The organism is Blautia sp. DFI.6.71 (genome assembly GCF_020593585.1).
GTDB lineage: Bacteria > Bacillota > Clostridia > Lachnospirales > Lachnospiraceae > Blautia_A > Blautia_A wexlerae.
In genome coordinates, this window is the sequence record NZ_JAJDMJ010000044.1 from 1 (window position 1) to 22,078 (window position 22,078).

Annotated in this window: 18 protein-coding genes and 1 other annotated feature; of the genes, 1 reads left to right on the forward strand and 17 read right to left on the reverse strand. The window is 42.2% G+C overall.

The window, feature by feature from the left end; genetic code table 11:
* Window positions 1-274: 274 nt before the first annotated feature.
* From LJE12_RS15080 to hisC, 17 genes are all read right to left on the reverse strand, one after another.
* Window positions 275-1,588: an O-acetylhomoserine aminocarboxypropyltransferase/cysteine synthase family protein gene (locus LJE12_RS15080; protein ID WP_008706464.1), complete on the reverse strand. Its 1,314-nt coding sequence runs from the start codon at window positions 1,586-1,588 to the stop codon at window positions 275-277.
* A gap of 270 nt (window positions 1,589-1,858) precedes the next feature.
* A complete protein-coding gene (mnmA, locus tag LJE12_RS15085; RefSeq protein ID WP_173680819.1) occupies window positions 1,859-2,941 on the reverse strand; it encodes a tRNA 2-thiouridine(34) synthase MnmA in 1,083 nt (360 codons plus the stop codon).
* A gap of 182 nt (window positions 2,942-3,123) precedes the next feature.
* The gene (gene cysK, locus LJE12_RS15090) at window positions 3,124-4,053 is read right to left on the reverse strand and encodes a cysteine synthase A (protein ID WP_026648272.1); all 930 of its coding nucleotides are present in this window, start codon (window positions 4,051-4,053) and stop codon (window positions 3,124-3,126) included.
* Window positions 4,054-4,144: 91 nt separating this feature from the next.
* A complete protein-coding gene (locus tag LJE12_RS15095) occupies window positions 4,145-4,579 on the reverse strand; it encodes an RrF2 family transcriptional regulator (protein ID WP_008706458.1) in 435 nt (144 codons plus the stop codon).
* A gap of 165 nt (window positions 4,580-4,744) precedes the next feature.
* Entirely contained in the window at window positions 4,745-5,173 is a 429-nt protein-coding gene (locus LJE12_RS15100) for an ACT domain-containing protein (protein ID WP_227226978.1), read from the reverse strand.
* A gap of 34 nt (window positions 5,174-5,207) precedes the next feature.
* Window positions 5,208-7,586, reverse strand: a complete 2,379-nt coding sequence (locus tag LJE12_RS15105) for a ribonucleoside triphosphate reductase (protein ID WP_173681372.1) — start codon at window positions 7,584-7,586, stop codon at window positions 5,208-5,210.
* A gap of 216 nt (window positions 7,587-7,802) precedes the next feature.
* Window positions 7,803-9,038 (reverse strand): GTPase HflX, encoded by a 1,236-nt coding sequence (gene hflX / locus LJE12_RS15110; protein ID WP_227226977.1) that lies wholly within the window; start codon window positions 9,036-9,038, stop codon window positions 7,803-7,805.
* A gap of 24 nt (window positions 9,039-9,062) precedes the next feature.
* On the reverse strand, window positions 9,063-10,112 hold the full coding sequence (locus tag LJE12_RS15115; protein ID WP_025579231.1) for a tetratricopeptide repeat protein: 1,050 nt from the start codon (window positions 10,110-10,112) through the stop codon (window positions 9,063-9,065).
* Window positions 10,113-10,132: 20 nt separating this feature from the next.
* Entirely contained in the window at window positions 10,133-11,479 is a 1,347-nt protein-coding gene (glmM, locus tag LJE12_RS15120; protein ID WP_119245620.1) for a phosphoglucosamine mutase, read from the reverse strand.
* A 131-nt stretch (window positions 11,480-11,610) separates the two neighbouring features.
* Window positions 11,611-12,528, reverse strand: a complete 918-nt coding sequence (locus LJE12_RS15125) for a nucleotidyltransferase family protein (RefSeq protein WP_025579233.1) — start codon at window positions 12,526-12,528, stop codon at window positions 11,611-11,613.
* Between the two features lie 80 nt (window positions 12,529-12,608).
* Complete coding sequence (gene prfA / locus LJE12_RS15130; RefSeq protein ID WP_008706449.1) at window positions 12,609-13,685, reverse strand: peptide chain release factor 1; 1,077 nt, start codon at window positions 13,683-13,685, stop codon at window positions 12,609-12,611.
* A complete protein-coding gene (prmC, locus tag LJE12_RS15135) occupies window positions 13,678-14,643 on the reverse strand; it encodes a peptide chain release factor N(5)-glutamine methyltransferase (RefSeq protein WP_008706447.1) in 966 nt (321 codons plus the stop codon). The genes prfA and prmC overlap by 8 nt, the downstream gene beginning before the upstream one ends.
* The gene (locus LJE12_RS15140) at window positions 14,640-15,608 is read right to left on the reverse strand and encodes a DUF1385 domain-containing protein (RefSeq protein WP_022380506.1); all 969 of its coding nucleotides are present in this window, start codon (window positions 15,606-15,608) and stop codon (window positions 14,640-14,642) included. Before LJE12_RS15140 ends, prmC begins: the two co-directional genes overlap by 4 nt.
* Before the next feature lie 74 nt (window positions 15,609-15,682).
* On the reverse strand, window positions 15,683-15,886 hold the full coding sequence (rpmE, locus tag LJE12_RS15145; protein WP_020993628.1) for a 50S ribosomal protein L31: 204 nt from the start codon (window positions 15,884-15,886) through the stop codon (window positions 15,683-15,685).
* Window positions 15,887-16,074: 188 nt separating this feature from the next.
* A complete protein-coding gene (gene rho / locus LJE12_RS15150) occupies window positions 16,075-17,472 on the reverse strand; it encodes a transcription termination factor Rho (protein ID WP_025579236.1) in 1,398 nt (465 codons plus the stop codon).
* 438 nt (window positions 17,473-17,910) lie between these two features.
* A complete protein-coding gene (locus LJE12_RS15155; protein WP_008706441.1) occupies window positions 17,911-18,411 on the reverse strand; it encodes a COG2426 family protein in 501 nt (166 codons plus the stop codon).
* A gap of 15 nt (window positions 18,412-18,426) precedes the next feature.
* Complete coding sequence (hisC, locus tag LJE12_RS15160) at window positions 18,427-19,482, reverse strand: histidinol-phosphate transaminase (RefSeq protein WP_025579247.1); 1,056 nt, start codon at window positions 19,480-19,482, stop codon at window positions 18,427-18,429.
* 147 nt (window positions 19,483-19,629) lie between these two features.
* Window positions 19,630-19,857, forward strand: a binding site (T-box leader).
* 164 nt (window positions 19,858-20,021) lie between these two features.
* On the opposite strand from hisC, the gene thrS reads away from it, so the two are divergent.
* Window positions 20,022-21,983, forward strand: a complete 1,962-nt coding sequence (thrS, locus tag LJE12_RS15165; protein WP_195303487.1) for a threonine--tRNA ligase — start codon at window positions 20,022-20,024, stop codon at window positions 21,981-21,983.
* Window positions 21,984-22,078 lie beyond the last annotated feature (95 nt).

A 22,078-nucleotide genomic window follows, 5' to 3' on the forward strand; every position in this document is an offset into this window, starting at 1 on the left:
TGGAATAGCCGTTCCGCAGTAGCGGAACTGGCATTCCGTTTGAGCGTAATTTGCACCTTATATTTGCACTTTATTTGTATTTGCAACTCATTTACATTTGCAACTTATTTGCATTTCTGTATTATATAGTATTTTTATAATTTGTCAAGTCTGTAAACCATACAATTGAAACATTCCAAAAAAAAGACCATCTTTCAGATATGGGGGAAAATCCGGAAGATGGTCTTTTTATTCATGTTTTATTTATACAATATATAAGGATGTTATATCTGTATTATTCAGCAACTGCCTTAAATGCTTCATCAAGATCCTGAATGATATCGTCAATATTCTCTGTACCAATGGAAAGACGAATTGTATTTGGTTTGATACCCTGATCGAGAAGTTCTTCTTCTGTGCACTGGCTGTGTGTTGTTGTAGCCGGATGGATAACAAGAGATTTAACATCAGCTACATTTGCAAGCAATGAGAACAGTTCCAGATTATCAATGAAGTCCTTTGCCTTCTGCGCATCACCTTTAATCTCAAATGTAAAGATGGAACCGCCGCCATTCGGGAAGTATTTCTTATAAAGCTCCTGCTGAACCGGATCTGTGGATACAGACGGATGATGAACTTTCTCTACCTGCGGATGGTTATTTAAGTACTGAACAACTTTCAGTGCATTCTCTACATGGCGTTCAACACGAAGTGACAGTGTTTCAAGTCCCTGAAGGAAAATGAATGAGCTTACCGGAGAGATGGTTGCACCTGTATCACGAAGAAGAATTGCACGAATCTTTGTAACAAATGCTGCCGGTCCGCATGCCTTTGTAAAGCTTACGCCATGATAGCTTGAGTTCGGTTCTGTCAGAGATGCGAATTTACCTGATGCTTCCCAGTCAAATTTACCACTCTCAACGATCACACCTCCGATTGTTGTACCATGTCCACCGATGAATTTAGTTGCAGAATGAACAACGATATCTGCACCATATTCGATTGGTCTTACAAGGTAAGGTGTTGCAAATGTGTTATCCACTACAAGCGGAATCTTATGTGCATGAGCAATCTTTGCGATAGCTTCAATATCAACTACATCAGAGTTCGGGTTTCCAAGAGTCTCGATGTAAACAGCTTTTGTGTTATCCTGAATTGCGTTCTCTACTTCTTCAAGATCAAATACATCAACGAATGTTGTTGTGATTCCATAAGCCGGAAGTGTATGCTCCAAAAGGTTTGTTGTTCCACCGTAAATATTCTTGGCTGCTACAATGTGGTCACCCTGCTGTGCAAGATTCTCAATTGTATATGTGATCGCTGCTGCACCGGATGCTACTGCAAGTGCCGCAGAACCGCCTTCAAGCGCTGCGATTCTTTTCTCGAATACATCTTCAGTCGGGTTTGTAAGACGTCCGTAAATGTTACCTGCATCTGCAAGTCCGAAACGTGCAGCTGCATGATCGCAGTTTCTGAATACATAAGAAGATGTCTGATAGATTGGTACTGCTCTTGCATCTGTAACCGGATCCGGACTCTCCTGTCCTACGTGAAGCTGTAATGTTTCAAATTTGAAATGTCTGTCTTTTCTTTCGATTTTTTTGCTCATGTGTATATCCTCATCTTTCTCTGATTTATAATAATCTTTTTCTCTGCAAAACTGATTCCGGCTCTTAAGCCCCTTATCTGCAAGTCATTTTTGTTTCTACGCTTTTCATATCTGTTTGATATGATTTAGCATAGTTGTATATTACCATTTAATTCCTAGTACGTCAATAGGAAATTTTCTATAGCGTTTAATAGCTAATAACTATAACGTTTCCAAAAAAACAGTGCAGATAAGACAGTCCGACAAAATGCGAAAGACAAGGATGATCTGTCATTTAATACAATTTTCAATCACGCCGCCGCCTACAACGATATCACCATCATATAACACAACTGCCTGCCCTCTGGTGATAGCTCTCTGTGGTTTATCAAAACGCACGTGCAGCACTCCATCTTCCGTCTGCCATGCTAAGGCCTCCTGCTCCGGATGACGGTAACGGATCTTTGCTTTCAGTCTCATTGGCTCCTTCAGAGATTCACAGGAAATCAGATTGACCTTTGTTGCGGTCAGTTCCGAATGGAAAAGATCCTCATTATTTCCCAGAACCACCTGATTGGTCTTTGGAGAAATATCACACACATACAGTCTGGATGCTGCCGGAATACCAAGTCCTCTTCTCTGGCCAAGTGTATAGTGGATGATTCCTTTATGTTTACCAAGAATGTTTCCTTCTGTATCTACAAAATCGCCCGGGATTGATTTACGTCCTGTGTACTGTTCAATAAACTTTGCATAATCACCGTCCGGTACGAAACAGATATCCTGGCTATCATGCTTTCTGGCATTAACAAAGCCATGCTTCTCTGCGATCTCACGCACTTCCGTTTTGCGAAGCCCGCCAAGGGGCAGGGAAATATGCGCAAGCTGCTCCTGTGTCAGCATATAAAGCACATAACTCTGATCCTTCGTATCATCCACAGCTTTCTTTAATAAGTAACGGTTCTTCTCCTCATCATATTCCACACGTGCATAATGTCCGGTTACAATATAATCATACTCCAGTTCACGCATTCTCTGAAACATCTTGTCAAATTTCAGATAACGATTGCAGTCAATGCAGGGATTTGGCGTGGCTCCATGCTCATAGGCATCCACAAAGCGGTCCATAACATCCTCTTTAAACCTCTCGGAAAAGTTAAAAACATAGTACCTGATCCCCATTCTGTAGCAGACATTTCTGGCATCCTCCACATCATCCAGAGAACAGCAGGTTTTCTCTCTCTTTACTCCTATGTCCTCATTGTGAAATAATTTCATGGTAGCACCGATACATTCATCACCGGTTTCCTTTGTAAGCAGAGCTGCCACAGAGCTGTCCACTCCGCCGCTCATTGCGATAATTGCTTTTCTCATTTTTATTCCATCCTGTTCTGTGATCCGATTACACGGAATATTATTGTTTATGATAATTTTATTTATATTATGTTAGCTGTTCTGCAAAATACTGAACAGTTACATAAAAATCATTTGTACAGCATATCTATTCTAACACATTTATGTAAAATAAAAAAAGCCCTAAAAAGGGCTTTTTTATTTTACACAAATAATGGAGTAGAATAGTAACGGTCACCGGAATCCGGAAGAAGAGCTACGATTGTTTTTCCTTTATTCTCCGGTCTCTTAGCCAGCTGGATTGCCGCATAGAGAGCTGCACCGGAAGAAATACCAACAAGAATTCCCTCATGTTTGGCGATCAGCTTGCCAACTGTAAAAGCATCCTCATTCTCAACCGGAAAAACCTCATCATAAACCTCTGTATTTAATGCCTTCGGAACAAATCCCGCACCGATTCCCTGAATCTTATGCGGACCGCTCTTTCCCTGAGAAAGTACAGGGGAAGTTGCAGGCTCTACTGCCACTACTTTCACGTCAGGATTCTGGGATTTCAAATATTCACCAACACCGGTGATCGTTCCGCCTGTACCAACACCTGCCACAAAAACATCTACCTGTCCGTCTGTGTCTCTCCAGATTTCCGGACCTGTGGTCTTTTTGTGGATCGCAGGATTTGCAGGGTTATCAAACTGTCCCGGGATAAAACTGTTCTCATATTCCTTCGCAAGTTCGTTTGCTTTGGCGATTGCGCCATTCATACCTTTTGTTCCATCTGTCAATACGATTTCTGCACCGTATGCTTTCAGAATATTCCTTCTCTCAACACTCATTGTCTCAGGCATCGTAAGTATCACTCTGTATCCTTTGATTGCAGCAAGAGAAGCAAGACCGATTCCGGTGTTACCTGATGTAGGCTCGATGATCACTGCGCCAGGCTTCAGAACGCCTCTCTCTTCAGCGTCTTCGATCATACTCAGGGCGATACGGTCTTTGGCACTTCCTGCCGGGTTAAAATACTCAAGCTTCACAAGTATTCTCGCTTCCAGCCCAAGCTCTTTTTCAAGATTTCCAACCTCAAGGAGAGGAGTATTTCCAACCAGTTCCGCTGCATTTTTATAGATTTTTGCCATGAGTTCGTCCTCCTTATTTCATACTAAGTATATATGAATTATATGTTATATACATGATATTCTATAAATCCACTGTTGTCAAGAGGGAAAATCAAATTACATAATCATTTCCCATCTCTTCATACCAGTCTTTAAGATCCTGCAATGTAACCTTATCCAGTACTCCCTCAATAGCTTCATCAAGCATCTTCCAGAGACGGAGTGTGACGCATTCCCCGGCTCTGCTGCACTGATTCGGTTCGTCCTCCAGACAGGCTACCGGCTTCATGCTGCCTTCTGTCAGTCTCAGAATAGTTCCCACCGTATATGTTTCCGGCTCTCTGGCAAGCATATAACCGCCCTGTGCCCCTCTCAGGCTCTTTACATATCCCGCCTTCTTTAATGATGAAATAATCTGTTCCAGATATTTTTCTGAAATATTTTCCCTTGCAGAAATATCTTTGATCTTGACCAGTTCTCCTGTATTATGAACTGCAAGATCAAGCATAAGTCTCAGAGCATATCTTCCTTTTGTAGAAATCTGCATTTTTCAAAACCTCCTAATTAAATTTCGTCGGATTATCATTGTTTTCTTTTATTATATAGTATTCCTAGTCATATAGTCAAGATGTATTCAACTTTCCTATATGAATATACAAAAAATCACAGAACCATCCCCAGTCCTGTGATTCTCTCACTGTCTTATACAGTATTATTTCTCCAGTTCTTCTGCTGAAGTAAATACATTAAATCTATTATTCTTAAAAATGCATTCTGTCACTGCACCATCCTCCGTCTGAAGAATTACTACAGGTCTGAGATCTTTTCTGTGGAAAGAAGTATAAATATAGTCAAGACTTACATTACTGTCTGATGCTACTTTCAGGAGTTCATCCAGACCGCCTGCCTGATCTTTCATATCAACTACGATCGCCTGTGTAATACGATTCATATATCCACTCCTGTTTAAAACAATTTCCGCTTTATCCGGATCGTTGCAGATCATACGGAAGATTGCAAACTCCGGTGCATCGAAGCATGCAAATCCATAAATATTAATCCCGTTATCTGCAAGTATCCCTGTCACTCTTTTCAGACTTCCTGCTTTATTTTCCACAAATACAACATTCTGTTTGATCATCTCTTTTATCCTCCGGTCAACTCTCTCAGTATCTTTATAATCCCTCATCCACATATTTCTTAATATTGGATGTATTTACATATTTCGTCATATGCTCACCGTCTGTGATCACCAGAGTCGGAGCCTGCATAATTCCAAACTCCTTCACCATCTCCGGATTCTTCTCCGCATCAATAATCTCGAACTCCCTGCCTTCCAGTATCTTCTTGGCCACTCTGCAGTTCGGACAAGTACTGGTTGTAAACAGGTATTTATGTGATGCCACAGGTTCTATCTTCACATCATCCTTGGTCACAGTAACTACACTGGCATGAACCGGCTGTATTTTTCTGATATCTGAATGCACCACATCATAAAGCGTACGGTTCTTATACTCCTGTGCTTTACCGTCATTCCAGTTCTGTACAGGTCTGTAATATCCTGTGATACGACTGTAAACCTCCGCCTTCTTACCACATTTCGGACAAGTGAAATGCTCTCCGCTGATGTAGCCATGTTCCTTACATACAGAATAGGTCGGCGAAATCGTATAATACGGCAGTTTATAATTCTCTGCGATCTTACGTACCAGTGCTGCTGCTGCTTTCCAGTCAGGAAGCTTCTCACCGATAAATGCATGGAATACAGTACCTGATGTATAAAGCGTCTGCAGATCATCCTGAATATCCAGTGCATCAAAAATATCTGTGGTATATTCAACCGGAAGATGAGAACTGTTTGTATAATAAGGAGTATCCCCTTCCTTGCCTGCAGTCTTAATATCCGGCCAGCGTTTTCTGTCATGTTTGGCCAGACGATAGGCAGTAGATTCAGCAGGAGTTGCCTCAAGATTAAACAGTTCTCCTTCGTACTTCTCCTGATAATCGGACAGACGTTCCCGCATATGAAGAAGAACTTCTTTTGTAAATCTCTGCGTACGCTCATCAGACATATCTTTTCCCAGCCAGCGGGCATTCAGACCAACCTCGTTCATTCCCACTAGTCCAATGGTAGAGAAATGATTGGAAAAGCTTCCAAGATATCTCTTTGTATAAGGATATAATCCCTCATCCAGCAGCTTACCAATTACTTCACGTTTAATATGCAGAGAACGTGCGGAAATATCCATTAAGCGATCCAGACGATTGTAAAACTCTTCCGGTGTCTTGGAAAGATATGCGATACGCGGCATATTTATAGTTACTACCCCCACAGAACCGGTACTCTCTCCTGATCCGAAGAAACCACCGCTCTTCTTGCGGAGTTCTCTCAGATCCAGACGCAGACGGCAGCACATACTGCGGATATCACTTGGTTTCATATCACTGTTAATATAGTTTGAGAAATACGGTGTTCCATATTTGGATGTCATCTCAAAAAGAAGGCGGTTATTCTCTGTATCAGACCAGTCAAACTCATTTGTTATGGAATAGGTCGGAATAGGATACTGGAACCCGCGTCCGTTGGCATCCCCCTCGATCATGGTCTCAATAAATGCCTTATTGATCATATCCATCTCTTTTTTGCAGTCTTTGTACTTGAAATCCATATTCTTTCCGCCTACGATAGCCGGAAGCTCTGCAAGATCATCCGGTACTGTCCAGTCCAGCGTAATGTTGGAGAAAGGTGCCTGTGTTCCCCATCTGCTTGGGGTATTGACTCCATAAATAAAAGACTCAATACATTTCTTCACTTCCGGATAGCTTAAATTATCTGCCTTGACAAAAGGTGCCAGATAAGTATCAAAGGATGAGAAAGCCTGCGCTCCGGCCCATTCATTCTGCATAATCCCAAGAAAGTTTACCATCTGATTGCAGAGAACACTCAGATGCTTTGCAGGTGAAGATGTGATCTTGCCTTCAATGCCGCCAAGTCCCTCCTGAATCAGCTGTTTCAGTGACCATCCTGCACAATATCCGGTCAGCATGGACAAGTCATGAATATGAATATCCGCATTTCTGTGTGCATCTGCGATTTCATTGTCATAAATCTCAGACAGCCAGTAATTTGCAGTAACTGCACCGGAGTTGCTTAAGATCAGACCTCCAACTGAATAAGTAACTGTGGAGTTCTCCTTTACACGCCAGTCCTCAACCTTCACATAACTGTTTACGATTTCTTTGTAATCCAGGATCGTTGACTTCATGTTGCGAACCTTTTCCCTCTGCTTGCGGTAAAGAATGTAGGCTTTTGCCACATCTGCATATCCGGCCTGGATCAGCACATTCTCCACACTGTCCTGAATTTCTTCTACTGTAATCTTATTATCTGTAATCTTTTTCTGAAAATCAGAAGTAACACGCAGCCCTAAGAGATCAATCATCTCTTCGCTATAATTTTTCTCTTTTGCATCAAAGGCTTTATGGATAGCCGCTGTGATCTTACCTATTTTAAACTCATCCACTTCGCCATCACGTTTTACTACCTGAAACATATCTAATGCCCCCATTTTCTCTTGTTAATCTGTTTCTCCTGCATATTCTTACCGGAGATATTTCTGTCGTTACTATCCACTTTGCTCTGAGTAACACTGTAGGTTCATTGTATCAGAGTATCACCGGTTCGTCAACACACAAAAATACCACATAATGTTCCTCATTTCCGTAAAAGGCACAATATATGGTATTTTCTTATTTTTCAAAATATTTTTTTATACAACTCTGGCGTAGATTTCTTTCGGCACCCTTGCCTTCACAGCAATCCCTTCCTCTGTGTATTCCTCTGAGATAAGCTGACCATATTCGCGGATCAGCTGGATTTTTCCTGCTTCCTGATAAGGGAAAAGGCGCTCCACATAAATCTGTTCTTCAGCAAGAATCTTCTCCAGAAGATCATTCAGATCTGCAAGACCCTCGCCTGTCTTTGCAGAGACCTTCAGCGTATAGTCCGATTTAAAATCTCGCAGTACGCATGCCCCCGGCGCATCCTGCTTATTAAAGAGTGTGATGATCTTCTTTCCCATCACTCCCAATTCTTTTAATGTCTCATATACCACATGCATCTGCATCTCTGCCTGCGGATTGGAAGAATCTACCACATGGATAATATAATCTGCATATTTGGCCTCTTCCAATGTGCTCTTGAATGCTTCGACCAGATGATGCGGAAGCTTATGGATAAATCCAACCGTATCTGTGAGAAGAATCTGCTGTCCGTCCTTCAAATTTAAAAGTCTGGTAGTTGGATCCAGTGTAGCAAACAGTTTATCCTCTGATAAAACCTCTGAGCCTGTCAGTGTGTTCAGCAGCGTAGATTTTCCCGCATTTGTATATCCTACGATCGCAGCAGTCTTCATATTGCCTCTGGCCCGGCTGGAACGGATCAGTTCCCTGTGTTTCTCCACCTGGGATAATTCCTGCTTCAAAGCAGAGATCCTTGTACGGATAAGACGACGGTCTGTCTCCAGCTTTTTCTCTCCCGGACCTCTGGTTCCGATTCCACCTCCCAGACGGGAAAGAGATTCCCTGAGACCGACCAGACGGGCAGATCTGTAGCGAAGCTGTGCAAGCTCTACCTGTATTTTACCCTCACTGGTTATAGCTCTCGCTGCAAAAATGTCCAGAATCAATAATGTCCTGTCCATCACCTTACAGTCCAGTTCCCGCTCCAGATTATTCAGCTGTGCAGGAGAAAGTTCGTCATCACAGATAATTCCGGTTGCATCCATAGCATATACCAGTGCACGTACTTCCTCTATCTTTCCTTTTCCAATATAAGTTCCGGGATGCACAGACTCACGATTCTGAATGATTCTTCCCACTGTAACAGCTCCTGCAGTTGATGCAAGCTCCTTCAGTTCATCCAGGGATTCTTCCACATTATCATGATCATCCGTCTGCACTCCCACAAGAACCACCCGTTCTTCAAGCTTTCCAAATTCTTCCATAAATTCTCCTCAGTCAGATGGATATTACACACGCGTTTTAAGAAATGCAAGTTCCTTCTTAACAGTTTTATCTTCCGGGTATAATTCCAGATATTCCTGTGCTTTCTGCAAAGCAGTCTGAAAATCCAGTTTCTTCTCATAGACTACGATCTCATTAAACAGCAGACTCTGCATATCCTCCGCTCCTGCCACATGGATTCCGCTTTCTATATCAGAAAGGGCACTGTCATAATCCCCATCCTCTATATCACACAGTGCAAGTCCGTTAAATCCTTTGGCTCCGTTTTCTGCCTGTGATACATACTGCTGAAACATTGCTTTTGCATTTGCGCTGTCTCCTTTATCCATATATACCATACCAAGCAGAACCAGTGCCTCCGTATTATCGCCGTCTATGGCCTGTTTCAGTTCACTTTCAGCATTTTCATAATCATCCATATAATAATAAACTCTGCCGCGGTCACAATGATCCTCTGCATTTTTTGCAGTTCCTGACAAAGCAGCTTCCAGATAACGGGTTCCGTCTGCTTCCATATCCCTGTTCAGATATGCCCCGTAGATCTGGATAGCTCTGTCATAAGTTGCATCTTCGCCGTAGGCCTGTTCAAAATTAGCAGAAGCTTCCTCATAGGAATCCATGGCCAATGCTGTTTCTCCCGTAAGGAAGTACAGATCCGCATCCATTTTATAGTTTTCTGCCAGAGTCTGGCAGTCTTCCAGCGCTGCCTCATAATCCTTTACTTTGAGATAAGCCACAGCTCTATACGACAGAATATCTTTCTTTAATGCTTTGCCAACTTTGTCACATTTAAGCGCATCATTGAAATATGTTATGGCTTCTTCATAGTTTCCAAGCTTGAGTTTCGCTACACCTGCACCTCTGTACGACTGTGCAGGCTTCACTCCTTCAGAAATTGCTGTCTCGTATTCTTCAAGTGCTGCCTCATAATTTCCCTGTTCCAGATCCTGTGCAGCCTGTTTATAATTCTTTGTATTTCCCACATTGCAGCCTGTCAGAAGTCCAAGGCTTAAGCAGACAGCAGTCAGAAATAATCTTTTTTTTCTGTTATACATGTAATTCCTTTGCCAGTAAATCAGTCAATGAGCAATCCTTCAGATTCCATTACCTTTACTACATGATCAACATTCTCAAGGCAGAGTTCATCTGTTCCGGCTTCTACCATAACACGAATCAATGGCTCTGTGCCACTCTCGCGTACCAGAATACGCCCATCACTTCCCAGTTTCTTTGCAACTTCCTCTACAGCAGCAACTACCTTCGGATTCTCTCTCGCAATCTTCTTGTCTGCCACCCGGACATTTCTGAGAAGCTGTGGATAAACCTTCATTTCCCTTGCCAGATCACACAGAGTTGCTTTCTTCTCTACACACGCTTCCATTACCATGAGAGAAGTAAGGATTCCATCACCAGTTGCAGCGTAACGGCTGAAAATAATATGTCCGGACTGCTCACCGCCAAGACTGTATCCATTCTCCATCATATTCTCTGCCACATATTTATCTCCTACTGCAGTCTGCTCATATTTCATACCCTCTCTCTCCAGAGATTTGTACAGACCGAGATTTGACATAACAGTGGTTACTACTGTATCATCTTTTAATCTGCCCTGCTCCTTGAGATATTTTCCACATACATACATAATCTTATCACCGTCGACCACATTTCCCTTATGGTCAACAGCAATACAGCGATCTGCATCACCATCATAAGCAAAACCGATATCCAATCCATTGTCCACAACATATTTCTGCAGGACTTCAATATGGGTAGAGCCACAGTTTGTATTGATATTTGTACCATCCGGCTGGTTATTGATCACATAAGTCTTTGCCTGAAGTGCCTCAAATACACTCTTTGCAATAGCTGAAGAACTTCCGTTTGCACAGTCAAGCCCTACTTTAATGCCTTTGAAATCCCTGCTTGGAATAGAGATCAGATGTCCGATATAACGATTTCTTCCTGAAGCAAAATCCACAGTGCGTCCAATATCTTCTTTAGTTGCCAGAGGAAGATCCTCGATCAGGCCATCCAGATATGCTTCAATCCTTGCTTCTACTTCCGCTTCAATCTTCTGTCCGTTTCCATTGAGAAGTTTGATACCATTATCATAGAATGGATTATGGCTTGCGGAGATCATAATACCACAGTCAAAATCCTCTGTACGTACTGCATAGGAAACACTTGGGGTCGTCGTTACATGAAGAAGATATACATCTGCACCGGACGCTGTCAGACCTGCAACAAGTGCATATTCAAACATATAACTGCTTCTTCTTGTATCTTTTCCAATAACAATCTTAGCTTTATGGTCTCTTCCATAATACCAGCCTACGTAGCGCCCCACCTTAAATGCATGATCTACTGTCAGTTTAACATTTGCTTCTCCACGAAATCCATCTGTTCCAAAATATTTTCCCATAATTGCTCTCCTTTACTTTTTACAATATCCTCTGTTTCTGCACTGCATACTGTATTTCCCGGATCACACCCAAAACTGCTTTTAATCAGATCAGACATGTCTCCTGCGAAAGCTACAGATATCTGCTTAACTTATTGATAAAGTCCCTGAGGATATATACCCGCTTCTGTAAGATTTTTAAATGCTCTCATTACTGTTTCTTTATCTTCCTGATAGGTTACACCAAACCATGTATCCTTTGTCTCCAGGACATCAACTTCAGCACTTTCATTTTTGATCAGATGGTCAACTAACTCCGGAAGCAGATATTCCTTTTTTGTATCTTCCGGTGCGAGTCCACTGAGAAATTCTGCAAATCCTTTCTCGAGAACCTCCATAAAGTCCGGCGTCAGTCCCCACATATTCATGGACACCAGATCCTTTACATCCAGTTCCTGCACACTTCCGTCCGCATTTCTTGACTCTGCACCTGTGGCAGTCTTAAATATATCATGCGTCTCTGTCACACCTGTAAGCCGTCCATTCTCAATATGGCAGATTCCTCTGGTAACGCTTCCATTATCGCTCAATGTATTTCCAAGCCTGAAACCGGCCATGCAGATGTGGAGTTTTCCGTCCTTTTGCCGTTCCTGCACAAGATAATCATGCACCTTCACATAAGCTTCTTTCCCATAATAATCATCTGCATTGATAACAATAAATGGCTCATCCAGAACCTTCTTTGCAGCAAGTACAGCCTGTCCGGTTCCCCAGGGTTTTGTGCGGTCAGCCGGTTTCGTAAATCCCTCCGGCAGATCATCAAGCTCCTGGAATACATATTCTACTTCCGTAATTTTCTCAATACGCTCGCCGATCACTCTGCGAAACTCTTCTTCCAGATCTTTACGGATAATAAACACTACTTTGTTAAATCCGGCTTCCAGCGCATCGTGGATGGAATAATCCATAATAATCTCTCCACATGTTCCCACCGGTGCAAGCTGCTTGATTCCTTTTCCAAAACGACTTCCGATTCCTGCCGCCATAATTACAAGTGCTGTTTTCTGCATAAATATTTTCCTCCTGACATTCTTCTCTCATATCAATACTTTTTCAGTCATCTTCTGTCACATACCCTCTCCGCAATATTCTATTCCGCATCCTGAAGATTACTTAATTTTGCTGCCTGATCTGCTGCGATCAGACTGTCAATGATCTCATCCAGATCCCCGTTCAGAACATTCTCCAGTCTGTGCAGTGTCAGTTTGATTCTGTGGTCTGTCACACGGCCCTGTGGAAAATTATAAGTTCTGATCTTCTCTGAACGGTCACCTGTTCCAATCTGGCTTCTTCTTGCCTCAGCCTCAGCATCATGCTGTTTGGCAAGCTCCATCTCATACAGACGGGAGCGAAGAACTTTCAGTGCTTTATCTTTATTCTTAAGCTGTGACTTCTCATCCTGGCAGGAAATTACGATTCCGGTAGGAATATGTGTCAGTCGCACAGCAGAGTCTGTTGTATTGACACACTGTCCGCCGTTTCCGGATGCACGGAACACATCGAATTTACAGTCATTCATATCCAGATGGAAATCGATTTCCTCTGCTTCCGGCATAATAGCAACTGTACAGGTAGAGGTATGGATACGTCCGCCGGATTCTGTTTCCGGAACTCGCTGTACACGATGTACACCACTTTCATATTTCAGTCTGGAATAAGCACCTGCACCTGTGATCATAAATGTTACTTCCTTAAATCCGCCAATTCCGTTCTCATTGAGACTCATCATTTCTGTTTTCCAGCGGCGGGATTCTGCATATTTCACATACATACGGTAAATCTCTGCTGCAAAAAGGGCAGCTTCATCCCCACCTGCACCTGCACGGATCTCCACAATAACGTTCTTGTTATCATTAGGATCTTTCGGAAGAAGAAGGATCTTAAGTTCATGCTCCAGTTCCTCTACATTCTTCTTTGCCTCAGACAGTTCTTCCTTCAGCATTTCCCGCATATCTTCATCTTTCTCTTCCTCAAGCATGGAAAGACTGTCCTGTATCGTTTCTTTGTTTTTCTTATACTCCCGGTAAGCATCTACTATCGGCTGCAGATCGCTCTGCTCTTTCATCAGCTTCTGAAAATGTTCCTGATTATCGGTAACTCCCGGCTCTCCAAGCTCATTAAGCACCTCTTCAAAACGAATGAGCAGATCGTCTAATTTATCAAACATATTTATCCTCCTGTAATTTCTTTCGCCCCAGAACCACCCGGTCCAACCCGGCCAGATCCTGCCTTATCTCAATATCTTCAAATTTATATTTCCGCAAAAGAGCTGCCACATCTTCTCCCTGGCTGCATCCGATTTCATACAAAAGCCAGCCACCCGGAACAAGATGATCCTGTGCCTGTTTCGTGATAGCTCTGTAAAAATAAAGTCCATCTTCCATACCATCCAGCGCCATACGCGGATCATGCAATTTTACTTCATCCATAAGATCTTCAATTTCCGCCGTAGGAATATATGGCGGATTTGATATAATCATATCATAAGCTCTGCTATAATTTCTATTACTATTTTCGCATTCTGTCATTTTTACAGTATCTTTTACAGCAGTCCTTTTCATATACTCTGTTCCGTACACAATGTTCTGCATTTCAGAAAACAGATTACTCTGTACGAATTCCGCATGCTCTGCCACTTCCAGTGTCCGTGCATTCCGCACAGCCACTTTCAGTGCCTCATCTGACAGATCCACGCCTGTTCCGTGTGCATCAGCTCTCTCCTTCAGAATACTGATAAGAATACAGCCGGATCCTGTACACATATCAAGAATATATGGATTTTTCACAGCTTTCATGCATTCAAGAGCGGACTCCACAAGTGTTTCCGTATCCTGTCTGGGTACCAGTACATTCTTATCCACATAAAATTCATGCCCCATAAAAAAAGCCTGATGCGTCAGATGCTGCAGCGGTATGTGTCCCGCACGTCTGCTGATCAGTTCCAGATATCTTTCAGCAACACTTTCTGTGACACTTTCTTCTCCGTATGCAAAATAATACGCCCGGCTTTTTCCTGTGACATATTCCAGGAGAAGCCAGGCATCCAGCCCGGCTTCCTTAATCCCCGCCTGTGCAAGGATCATCTGTCCTTTTTTTAATAATCCTGTCAGAGTTTCTCCGTTCATTGTTCTGCTTCAACTCCAAATTCTTCCTTCAGATATGCTTTCCAGTCAAAAACCGCCTCTACAGCCCTGATCGCAACCTCTGCCATATCTGCTGTCGGTTCCTTAGTTGTAAGTTTCTGCATTGCCAGACCCGGTTTACTGAAAAAGTCAGCAAGTTTGCTGTCTGATCTTCCAGCCCACTGAATAATCTCAAAAGATATTCCTGCTACAACCGGCACCATAAGAAGTCTTCCAAACAGTCTCACCCAGTAAAACGGAACCAATACAAAAATAAAATGCAGAAAAATGCTGACCAGCATAACCAAAAACAGAAAACTGGTTCCACATCTCTTATGCAGTCTGGAGCTTGCAAGAACATTATCCACCGTAAGCGGCAGTCCATGTTCCACACAGTTAATACACTTATGCTCTGCTCCATGATACATAAATGTTCTCTGAATATCCTTCATTCTGGAAATCAGAAGCATATATCCCATAAACAATGCAAGCTTTACAAATGCCTCAACTATTGTAACTGCAAATTCCGAAGCGCCAACCCTTCTGCAAAGACTTGCAAGGGCGTATGGCAGCAACATAAAGGCGGCAACTGATACCACGATCGAGACAGCAACTGTCACATATAACAGCCATTTGAACTGCTTATCTTCTTTTGCCTTTTTTGCAGCAAGCTCCTCTTCTGAAAGAGCAGCATTCTTCTGCTTATCCTCTTCGTCCTCCTCATCCCCTGCAATCTCTGCTGAATACATCAGACATTTTGTGCCGACCACCAGAGAATCCACGAAGCTTACCACACCTCGGATCAGTGGATATTTGAGAAATTTTGCATTTCCGAATACACATTTGTAATCTTCTACTTTTAATTCAATCTCATTGTCCGGTCTGCGGACAGCAATGGAATATTTATCCTTATGGCGCATCATAATGCCTTCCATTACAGCCTGACCGCCGATGTTCGATGATTTCATTATATTTCTCCCAAAGAAACAAGAAAGGCTGAGATTTCCCAACCTCAACCTTCTCAATTCTTACTATATTCTGATTATTTGTTCAGGCCGTATTTCTTATTAAACTTATCGATACGTCCACGAGCCTGAGCTGCTTTCTGCTGACCTGTATAGAATGGATGACATTTAGAGCAGATTTCTACGTGGATGTCCTGTTTTGTAGATCCTGTTACGAATGTGTTACCACAGTTGCAGGTTACAGTTGCCTGATAATAATTAGGATGGATTCCTTCTCTCATGATTTTCACCTCTCTGTAAAGATTCTATTTTCTATTCGTATTCATTTGACGAATTTACTATTAAACAGCTTTATGAGTATAACATATCGTCCCATGGAATGCAAGTTATTTTAAAATTTATTTTAAAATTTATTTAATATTTTTGTTACTGAGAACGGAGCGAACAGTAACTGTTTTTTTACAACGTTTCAGATAAACTTCTGTTTTTTTACAGTCTGCACAAATTCAGCATTATTTTTCGTACGGGTAAACATATTCAGGATCTGTTCTACCGCATCTTCTGACTTCATTCCATTGAGGGCTTTTCGCATAATGTAAACCGCTTCCTGTTCTTCTTTACTCAGCAGCAGATCCTCTCTTCTTGTACCGGATTTCTGGATATCAATTGCAGGGAATACCCGCTTTTCCTGCAGTTTTCGGTCAAGCACCAGTTCCATATTACCGGTTCCCTTAAATTCTTCATAAATTACATCATCCATTTTACTTCCCGTATCCACAAGCGCTGTAGCAAGAATAGTAAGGCTTCCGCCCTCTCTCATATTTCTGGCCGCACCAAAGAAACGTTTCGGCATATGAAGAGCCGCCGGATCCAGACCACCGGAAAGAGTTCGTCCGCTGGGCGGTATGATCAGGTTGTATGCCCTTGCCAGTCTTGTAATAGAATCAAGAAGAATTGTAACGTCTTTTTTATGTTCCACCAGACGACGTGCACGTTCTATTACCATTTCAGACACACGTTTATGATGTTCCGGAAGCTCATCAAATGTAGAATAAATGACTTCCACATTATCGCCACAGATGGCCTCCCTGATATCTGTAACCTCCTCAGGACGCTCATCGATCAGAAGAATGATCAGATGCATGTCCGGATTGTTTCTCAGAATAGACTTTGCCACATCTTTCAGCAAAGTTGTCTTACCGGCTTTCGGAGGAGATACGATCATTCCTCTCTGTCCTTTACCGATAGGGCTGATCAGATCTACGATCCTCATGGCAACTGTGCCGCCCGGTCTTTCCATTATCAGTCTCTCATTTGGGAAAATCGGTGTCATATCTTCAAAATTATATCGTCTCTGCCCTTCACTGGGATGGAATCCGTTGATAGAGGTCACATATAGCAGGGCACTGAATTTCTCTCCCTGTGTTTTGATACGGATATTCCCCTTAATAATATCACCTGTTTTCAGGTTAAATCTGCGTATCTGAGAAGGTGATACATAAATATCATTTTCCCCCGGAAGATAATTCTCACATCGGATAAACCCATATCCATCCGGAAGTACCTCAAGGATTCCATCTGCTCTCTCTCCACTGTCAAGCTGTACTGCCTCTGCCGGGGCATGATACTGTGTACGTTCCGGTGTTTTGTTATACTGGGGGATTCTCTCTCCGTTACCTTCCACTTCACTCTGCTGCGATTTCTCCCGGACTGTTTCCTGTTTTTTTGTCTCACCTTCCAGTTCATCTTCGTGAAGCATTCTCTCGATCAATTCCGGTTTTCTCAATGCTGAAACCCCTTTTAATCCTCTGGCTTTTGCCAAATCCTTTAAAGTTGCCAGTGATAATGATTCATACTTTTCTCTCATAAAATAATCCTCTGCTTTTTGTTTTGATTGTTAATATTGATAATTATTTTTATTTTTGTTTTTCTGATTTCCTATGTATCTGAGTAATTTATTCTTTATTAACTTTTCCTGTAACAGTTAGTGGGATAATCTGTCTGAAGTGACACGAATATCAGATCTGCAGCAATGCATATCGCAGGAAAATTATACTCCTGCTCCTGTGTCGACAAGTTAATTCCTGTAGTAATCCTGTCTGCACACCGGTATCTTTATATTTATCTTAGCACATCTTCTTCATAATTGACAATACCATATTATTCCAAATCTTTATTATTGGCAAGCTGTTTTATACGTCATAAAACTGATATTATCGACAGAAAAGCAGAAATCCGGAGACATAAAATATGTCTCCGGATTTCCGGTAAATCAGATATTAATAACACTTATTTAAGAAGACAATTAATGTACCAGATTTCCCACTAATCCATAAGAAACAATATACATAATGACAGTTGCCATAATAATGCCACAAAAAATTGCCAGGGAAGACTTCTTAATATCAATCTCCAGAAGAGATGCAATCAGAGATCCTGTCCATGCCCCTGTTCCCGGAAGCGGAATTCCCACAAACAGCATCAGTCCCCAAAACTCATATTTCTTTACCTGATCACTTTTTCTCATTGCCCTGTCTTCCAATTTCATAACAAGTCCCCGAAAGAGTTTCGTCTTTTTTAAAACCTTGAAAATCTGTCTGATAAACAACAGAATAAACGGAATAGGAATAATATTTCCAACAATACACAGTGGAATTGCCTTTGCAGCCGATATCTTAAGTAAGGATGCTGCAAGCAATCCTCCCCTGAGTTCCAAAAGCGGAATCATTGAAATAATAAAAACTGCCCCTTCCGGTGAAATATATTGTGACAGATTCTGCGAGAACCAATGTACCAGTGCTTCCATAAAACCTCCTAACTTTTACTTCAGATAATCCTTCAAAAAATCAATAAATTTCTGCATTTCTTCCTTTGTTCCAACTGTGATACGAAGGAAATTGTCAATTCTGTCCTTCTGGAAGTAACGAACATAAATATGCTGCCCTCTCAATGCCTCAAAAAGTTCTTTCGCAGGGCAGGTTTTATGCGTAGCAAAAATAAAGTTAGACATAGAATCCTGAAAAGAGAATCCCAGTGCCTTCAATTCTTTCTTTGTCCATTCTCTTGTCTCTATGATTTTATTACATGTCTCATCAAAATATGCTTTATCTTCAACTGCCGCCACACCTGCAGCAATCGCTGTACGGTCCATAGTATAAGAATTAAAAGAATACTTCACATCATTCAGGAATCTGATCAGTTTCTCATTTCCACACGCAAAACCAATTCTCATCCCAGCCATAGAACGCGACTTGGAAAATGTCTGTACGACCAGAAGGTTGTCATATTTTTCAATCAATGGAAGCGCCGACTGACCACCAAAATCCACATAAGCCTCGTCCACGATCACAATCACATCAGGATTATGGCGGATAATATCCTCCACTTCCTCCAGCGGCATCTCCACACCTGTCGGCGCATTCGGATTCGGGAATACAATTCCTCCGTTTTCTCTGAAATAATCTTCCTTCCTTATATGAAAGTTCTCATCCAGTGCCGGTCTCTCATATGGAATGCGAAACAGGTCTGCCCATACATCATAAAAAGAATATGTGATATCCGGAAAAAGAACCGGCTTCTGTGAATTAAAGAATGTAAGGAAACTCATGGCAAGCACATCATCGGAACCTACTCCCACAAAAACCTGTTCATCCTTCAGCCCGTAATTCTTTGCAATGGCATGTACCAGTTCTCCTGCTGTAGGATCCGGATAAAGTCTCATAGTATCTGTATCCATCTCCCTCAACGCCTTCTCCACTCCAGGTGCCGGCGGATACGGATTCTCGTTGGTATTCAGCTTGATCATATCCGGCTGATTGGGCTGCTCGCCTGGTGTATATGGTATTACTTTACGTATATTTTCTTCCCATCTGCTCATTTATCTGATTCCTTTCATGTTTTTTATTGTTTTTCACTTTCGTCAGTATAACATTAATCTCTATTTTCGTAAATCAACTTTTTGCATTTTACTGATTGACAAACCCACTTTGCAAGTTTATAATAGGCGGCAGAAAAGATAAGAAAGATCAAAACGTTGAAGAGAAGAGTACGCTGAGGAACGTTACAGAGAGAAATGTATACCGGTGCAAGCATTTCATCGCGAACCAGCCGAAGACCACCTCTGAGTGACTTTAATACAGTCCGGTGATTCCGTTACCATCGAATGAAGCGGTTCTGATCAGATGATTTATCCATCAATAATGTATCAGAACAACCGGGGTGGAACCGCGAGTAATGTTATCTCGTCCCCTACAGTATTTAACCGTACTGTAGGGGATTTTTTTATTCTTTCTTTTACCCCTTCGCAGTACAAAAAACTGTTACTGTTCACTCCGTTCTCAACAATACGCTCCGCGGGATATCAACAGTGAACAGCAACTATAACAAATCCATACTAACGTAAAGGAGATAATCATCATGATCGTAACATTAAAAGACGGCTCAAAAAAAGAATACGCTGAAGCAAAATCCGTAATCGACATTGCTTACGACATCAGCGAGGGACTTGCACGTGCTGCCTGTGCAGGAGAAGTAAACGGAGAAGTTGTAGACCTGAGAACAGTTATTGACAGTGACTGCGAATTAAACATCCTGACAGCAAAAGATGAAAAAGGACTTGCCGTTCTCCGCCATACAGCATCCCACGTACTTGCCCAGGCAGTACAGACCTTATTCCCGGATGCAAAGGTTGCTATCGGACCTTCTATTGATACAGGATTCTACTATGATTTCGACTGCCCTCCATTCTCCCGTGATGACCTGGATGCAATCGAAAAAGAAATGAAAAAGATCATCAAAAAAGGCGCTAAGATTGAACGCTTCACAAAATCAAGAGAAGATGCCATCGCATACTTCCAGGAGAAAAATGAACCATACAAGGTAGAACTTATCGAAGATCTTCCTGAAGGCTCCGAAATCTCTTTCTATTCCCAGGGAGACTGGACAGACCTCTGCGCAGGACCTCACCTTATGAGCGTAAAGGGTGTAAAAGCATTCAAGCTTCTCTCCTCCTCCAGTGCCTACTGGAGAGGCAGTGAAAAGAACGCAATGCTCACACGTATCTACGGAACAGCCTATGCTTCCAAAGATGAATTGAAAGAACATCTGGAACAGATGGAAGAAGCAAAAAGACGTGACCACAACAAACTTGGCCGTGAGATGAAGATCTTCACAACTGTAGACGTGATCGGTCAGGGACTTCCACTTATCATGCCAAACGGTGTGATCATGATGCAGGAGCTTCAGCGCTGGATTGAAGACGAAGAAACAAAACGCGGATATATCAGAACAAAAACTCCGTTAATGGCAAAGAGCGACCTCTACAAAATTTCCGGTCACTGGGATCACTACAAAGACGGTATGTTCGTTCTCGGTGACGAAGAAACAGACAAAGAAGTATTTGCGCTTCGTCCTATGACATGCCCATTCCAGTACTATGTATACAAAGCAGAACAGCACAGCTATCGTGATCTGCCTCTTCGTTACGGCGAAACATCCACTCTGTTCCGTAATGAGGATTCCGGGGAAATGCATGGTCTGACACGTGTACGTCAGTTCACGATCTCCGAAGGTCATCTGATCGTAAGACCTGACCAGATGGTAAAAGAATTTAAAGACTGTATCGCACTTGCACAGTACTGCCTGCAGGTTCTTGGTGTAGAGGAGGACGTAACCTATCACCTTTCTAAATGGGATCCTAACAACAGAGAGAAATACATCGGTGATGCAGAAGTGTGGAATCAGACAGAAGCTCATATCCGTCAGATGCTTGAAGAACTGAACATTCCGTTTACAGAGGATGTTGGCGAAGCTGCATTCTACGGACCTAAAGTTGATATCAATGCCAAGAACGTATACGGAAAAGAAGATACTATGATCACGATTCAGTGGGATGCTCTTCTGGCTGAACAGTTCGACATGTATTATATCGATGAAAACGGTGAAAAACAGCGTCCATACATCATTCATCGTACATCCATGGGGTGCTACGAGAGAACACTGGCATGGCTCATTGAGAAATATGCAGGTATGTTCCCGACATGGCTCTGCCCGGAACAGGTTCGTGTGATTCCAATTTCCGAGAAATTCCACGACTATGCTGCCAAAGTTGAAGCTCAGTTAAAAGAAAACGGAATCCGCTGCTCTGTTGACCAGCGTTCCGAAAAGATGGGCTACAAGATCCGTGAAGCACGCCTTGCAAGAGTTCCATACATGCTCATTGTTGGCGCCAAAGAGGAAGAAGAAGGCAAGGTTTCCGTAAGAAGCCGTTACCTTGGCGACGAAGGAATGAAAGACCTTGGTGAGTTCCTTACATCCATCAAAGAAGAAATCAAAAACAAGACAATTCGTAAAATCGAAGTTCAGGAAGAAAATAAATAAAACAGGTATTTTACTTTAACCTGTTCAAATAAGTCCCCACCCTCTGCTTTAATTGCATCAGGCAATAAGCAATGGGTGGGGACTTTTATTTATCA

What these genes read in the sequence shown, in the direction of transcription:
- thrS (WP_195303487.1), top strand. Translation starts at nt 20,022, where the DNA reads ATGATCGTAACATTAAAAGACGGCTCAAAAAAAGAATACGCTGAAGCA.
- LJE12_RS15155 (WP_008706441.1), bottom strand. Translation starts at nt 18,411, where the DNA reads ATGGAAGCACTGGTACATTGGTTCTCGCAGAATCTGTCACAATATATT.
- LJE12_RS15140 (WP_022380506.1), bottom strand. Translation starts at nt 15,608, where the DNA reads ATGAAATCATCGAACATCGGCGGTCAGGCTGTAATGGAAGGCATTATG.
- prfA (WP_008706449.1), bottom strand. Translation starts at nt 13,685, where the DNA reads ATGTTTGATAAATTAGACGATCTGCTCATTCGTTTTGAAGAGGTGCTT.
- LJE12_RS15105 (WP_173681372.1), bottom strand. Translation starts at nt 7,586, where the DNA reads ATGTTTCAGGTAGTAAAACGTGATGGCGAAGTGGATGAGTTTAAAATA.
- LJE12_RS15125 (WP_025579233.1), bottom strand. Translation starts at nt 12,528, where the DNA reads ATGCAGAAAACAGCACTTGTAATTATGGCGGCAGGAATCGGAAGTCGT.
- mnmA (WP_173680819.1), bottom strand. Translation starts at nt 2,941, where the DNA reads ATGAGAAAAGCAATTATCGCAATGAGCGGCGGAGTGGACAGCTCTGTG.
- glmM (WP_119245620.1), bottom strand. Translation starts at nt 11,479, where the DNA reads ATGGGAAAATATTTTGGAACAGATGGATTTCGTGGAGAAGCAAATGTT.
- rho (WP_025579236.1), bottom strand. Translation starts at nt 17,472, where the DNA reads ATGAGAGAAAAGTATGAATCATTATCACTGGCAACTTTAAAGGATTTG.
- LJE12_RS15100 (WP_227226978.1), bottom strand. Translation starts at nt 5,173, where the DNA reads ATGATCAAACAGAATGTTGTATTTGTGGAAAATAAAGCAGGAAGTCTG.
- LJE12_RS15095 (WP_008706458.1), bottom strand. Translation starts at nt 4,579, where the DNA reads ATGCAGATTTCTACAAAAGGAAGATATGCTCTGAGACTTATGCTTGAT.
- rpmE (WP_020993628.1), bottom strand. Translation starts at nt 15,886, where the DNA reads ATGAGAGAAGGAATCCATCCTAATTATTATCAGGCAACTGTAACCTGC.
- cysK (WP_026648272.1), bottom strand. Translation starts at nt 4,053, where the DNA reads ATGGCAAAAATCTATAAAAATGCAGCGGAACTGGTTGGAAATACTCCT.
- hisC (WP_025579247.1), bottom strand. Translation starts at nt 19,482, where the DNA reads ATGAGCAGATGGGAAGAAAATATACGTAAAGTAATACCATATACACCA.
- prmC (WP_008706447.1), bottom strand. Translation starts at nt 14,643, where the DNA reads ATGAACGGAGAAACTCTGACAGGATTATTAAAAAAAGGACAGATGATC.
- hflX (WP_227226977.1), bottom strand. Translation starts at nt 9,038, where the DNA reads ATGGAAGAATTTGGAAAGCTTGAAGAACGGGTGGTTCTTGTGGGAGTG.
- LJE12_RS15115 (WP_025579231.1), bottom strand. Translation starts at nt 10,112, where the DNA reads ATGTATAACAGAAAAAAAAGATTATTTCTGACTGCTGTCTGCTTAAGC.
- LJE12_RS15080 (WP_008706464.1), bottom strand. Translation starts at nt 1,588, where the DNA reads ATGAGCAAAAAAATCGAAAGAAAAGACAGACATTTCAAATTTGAAACA.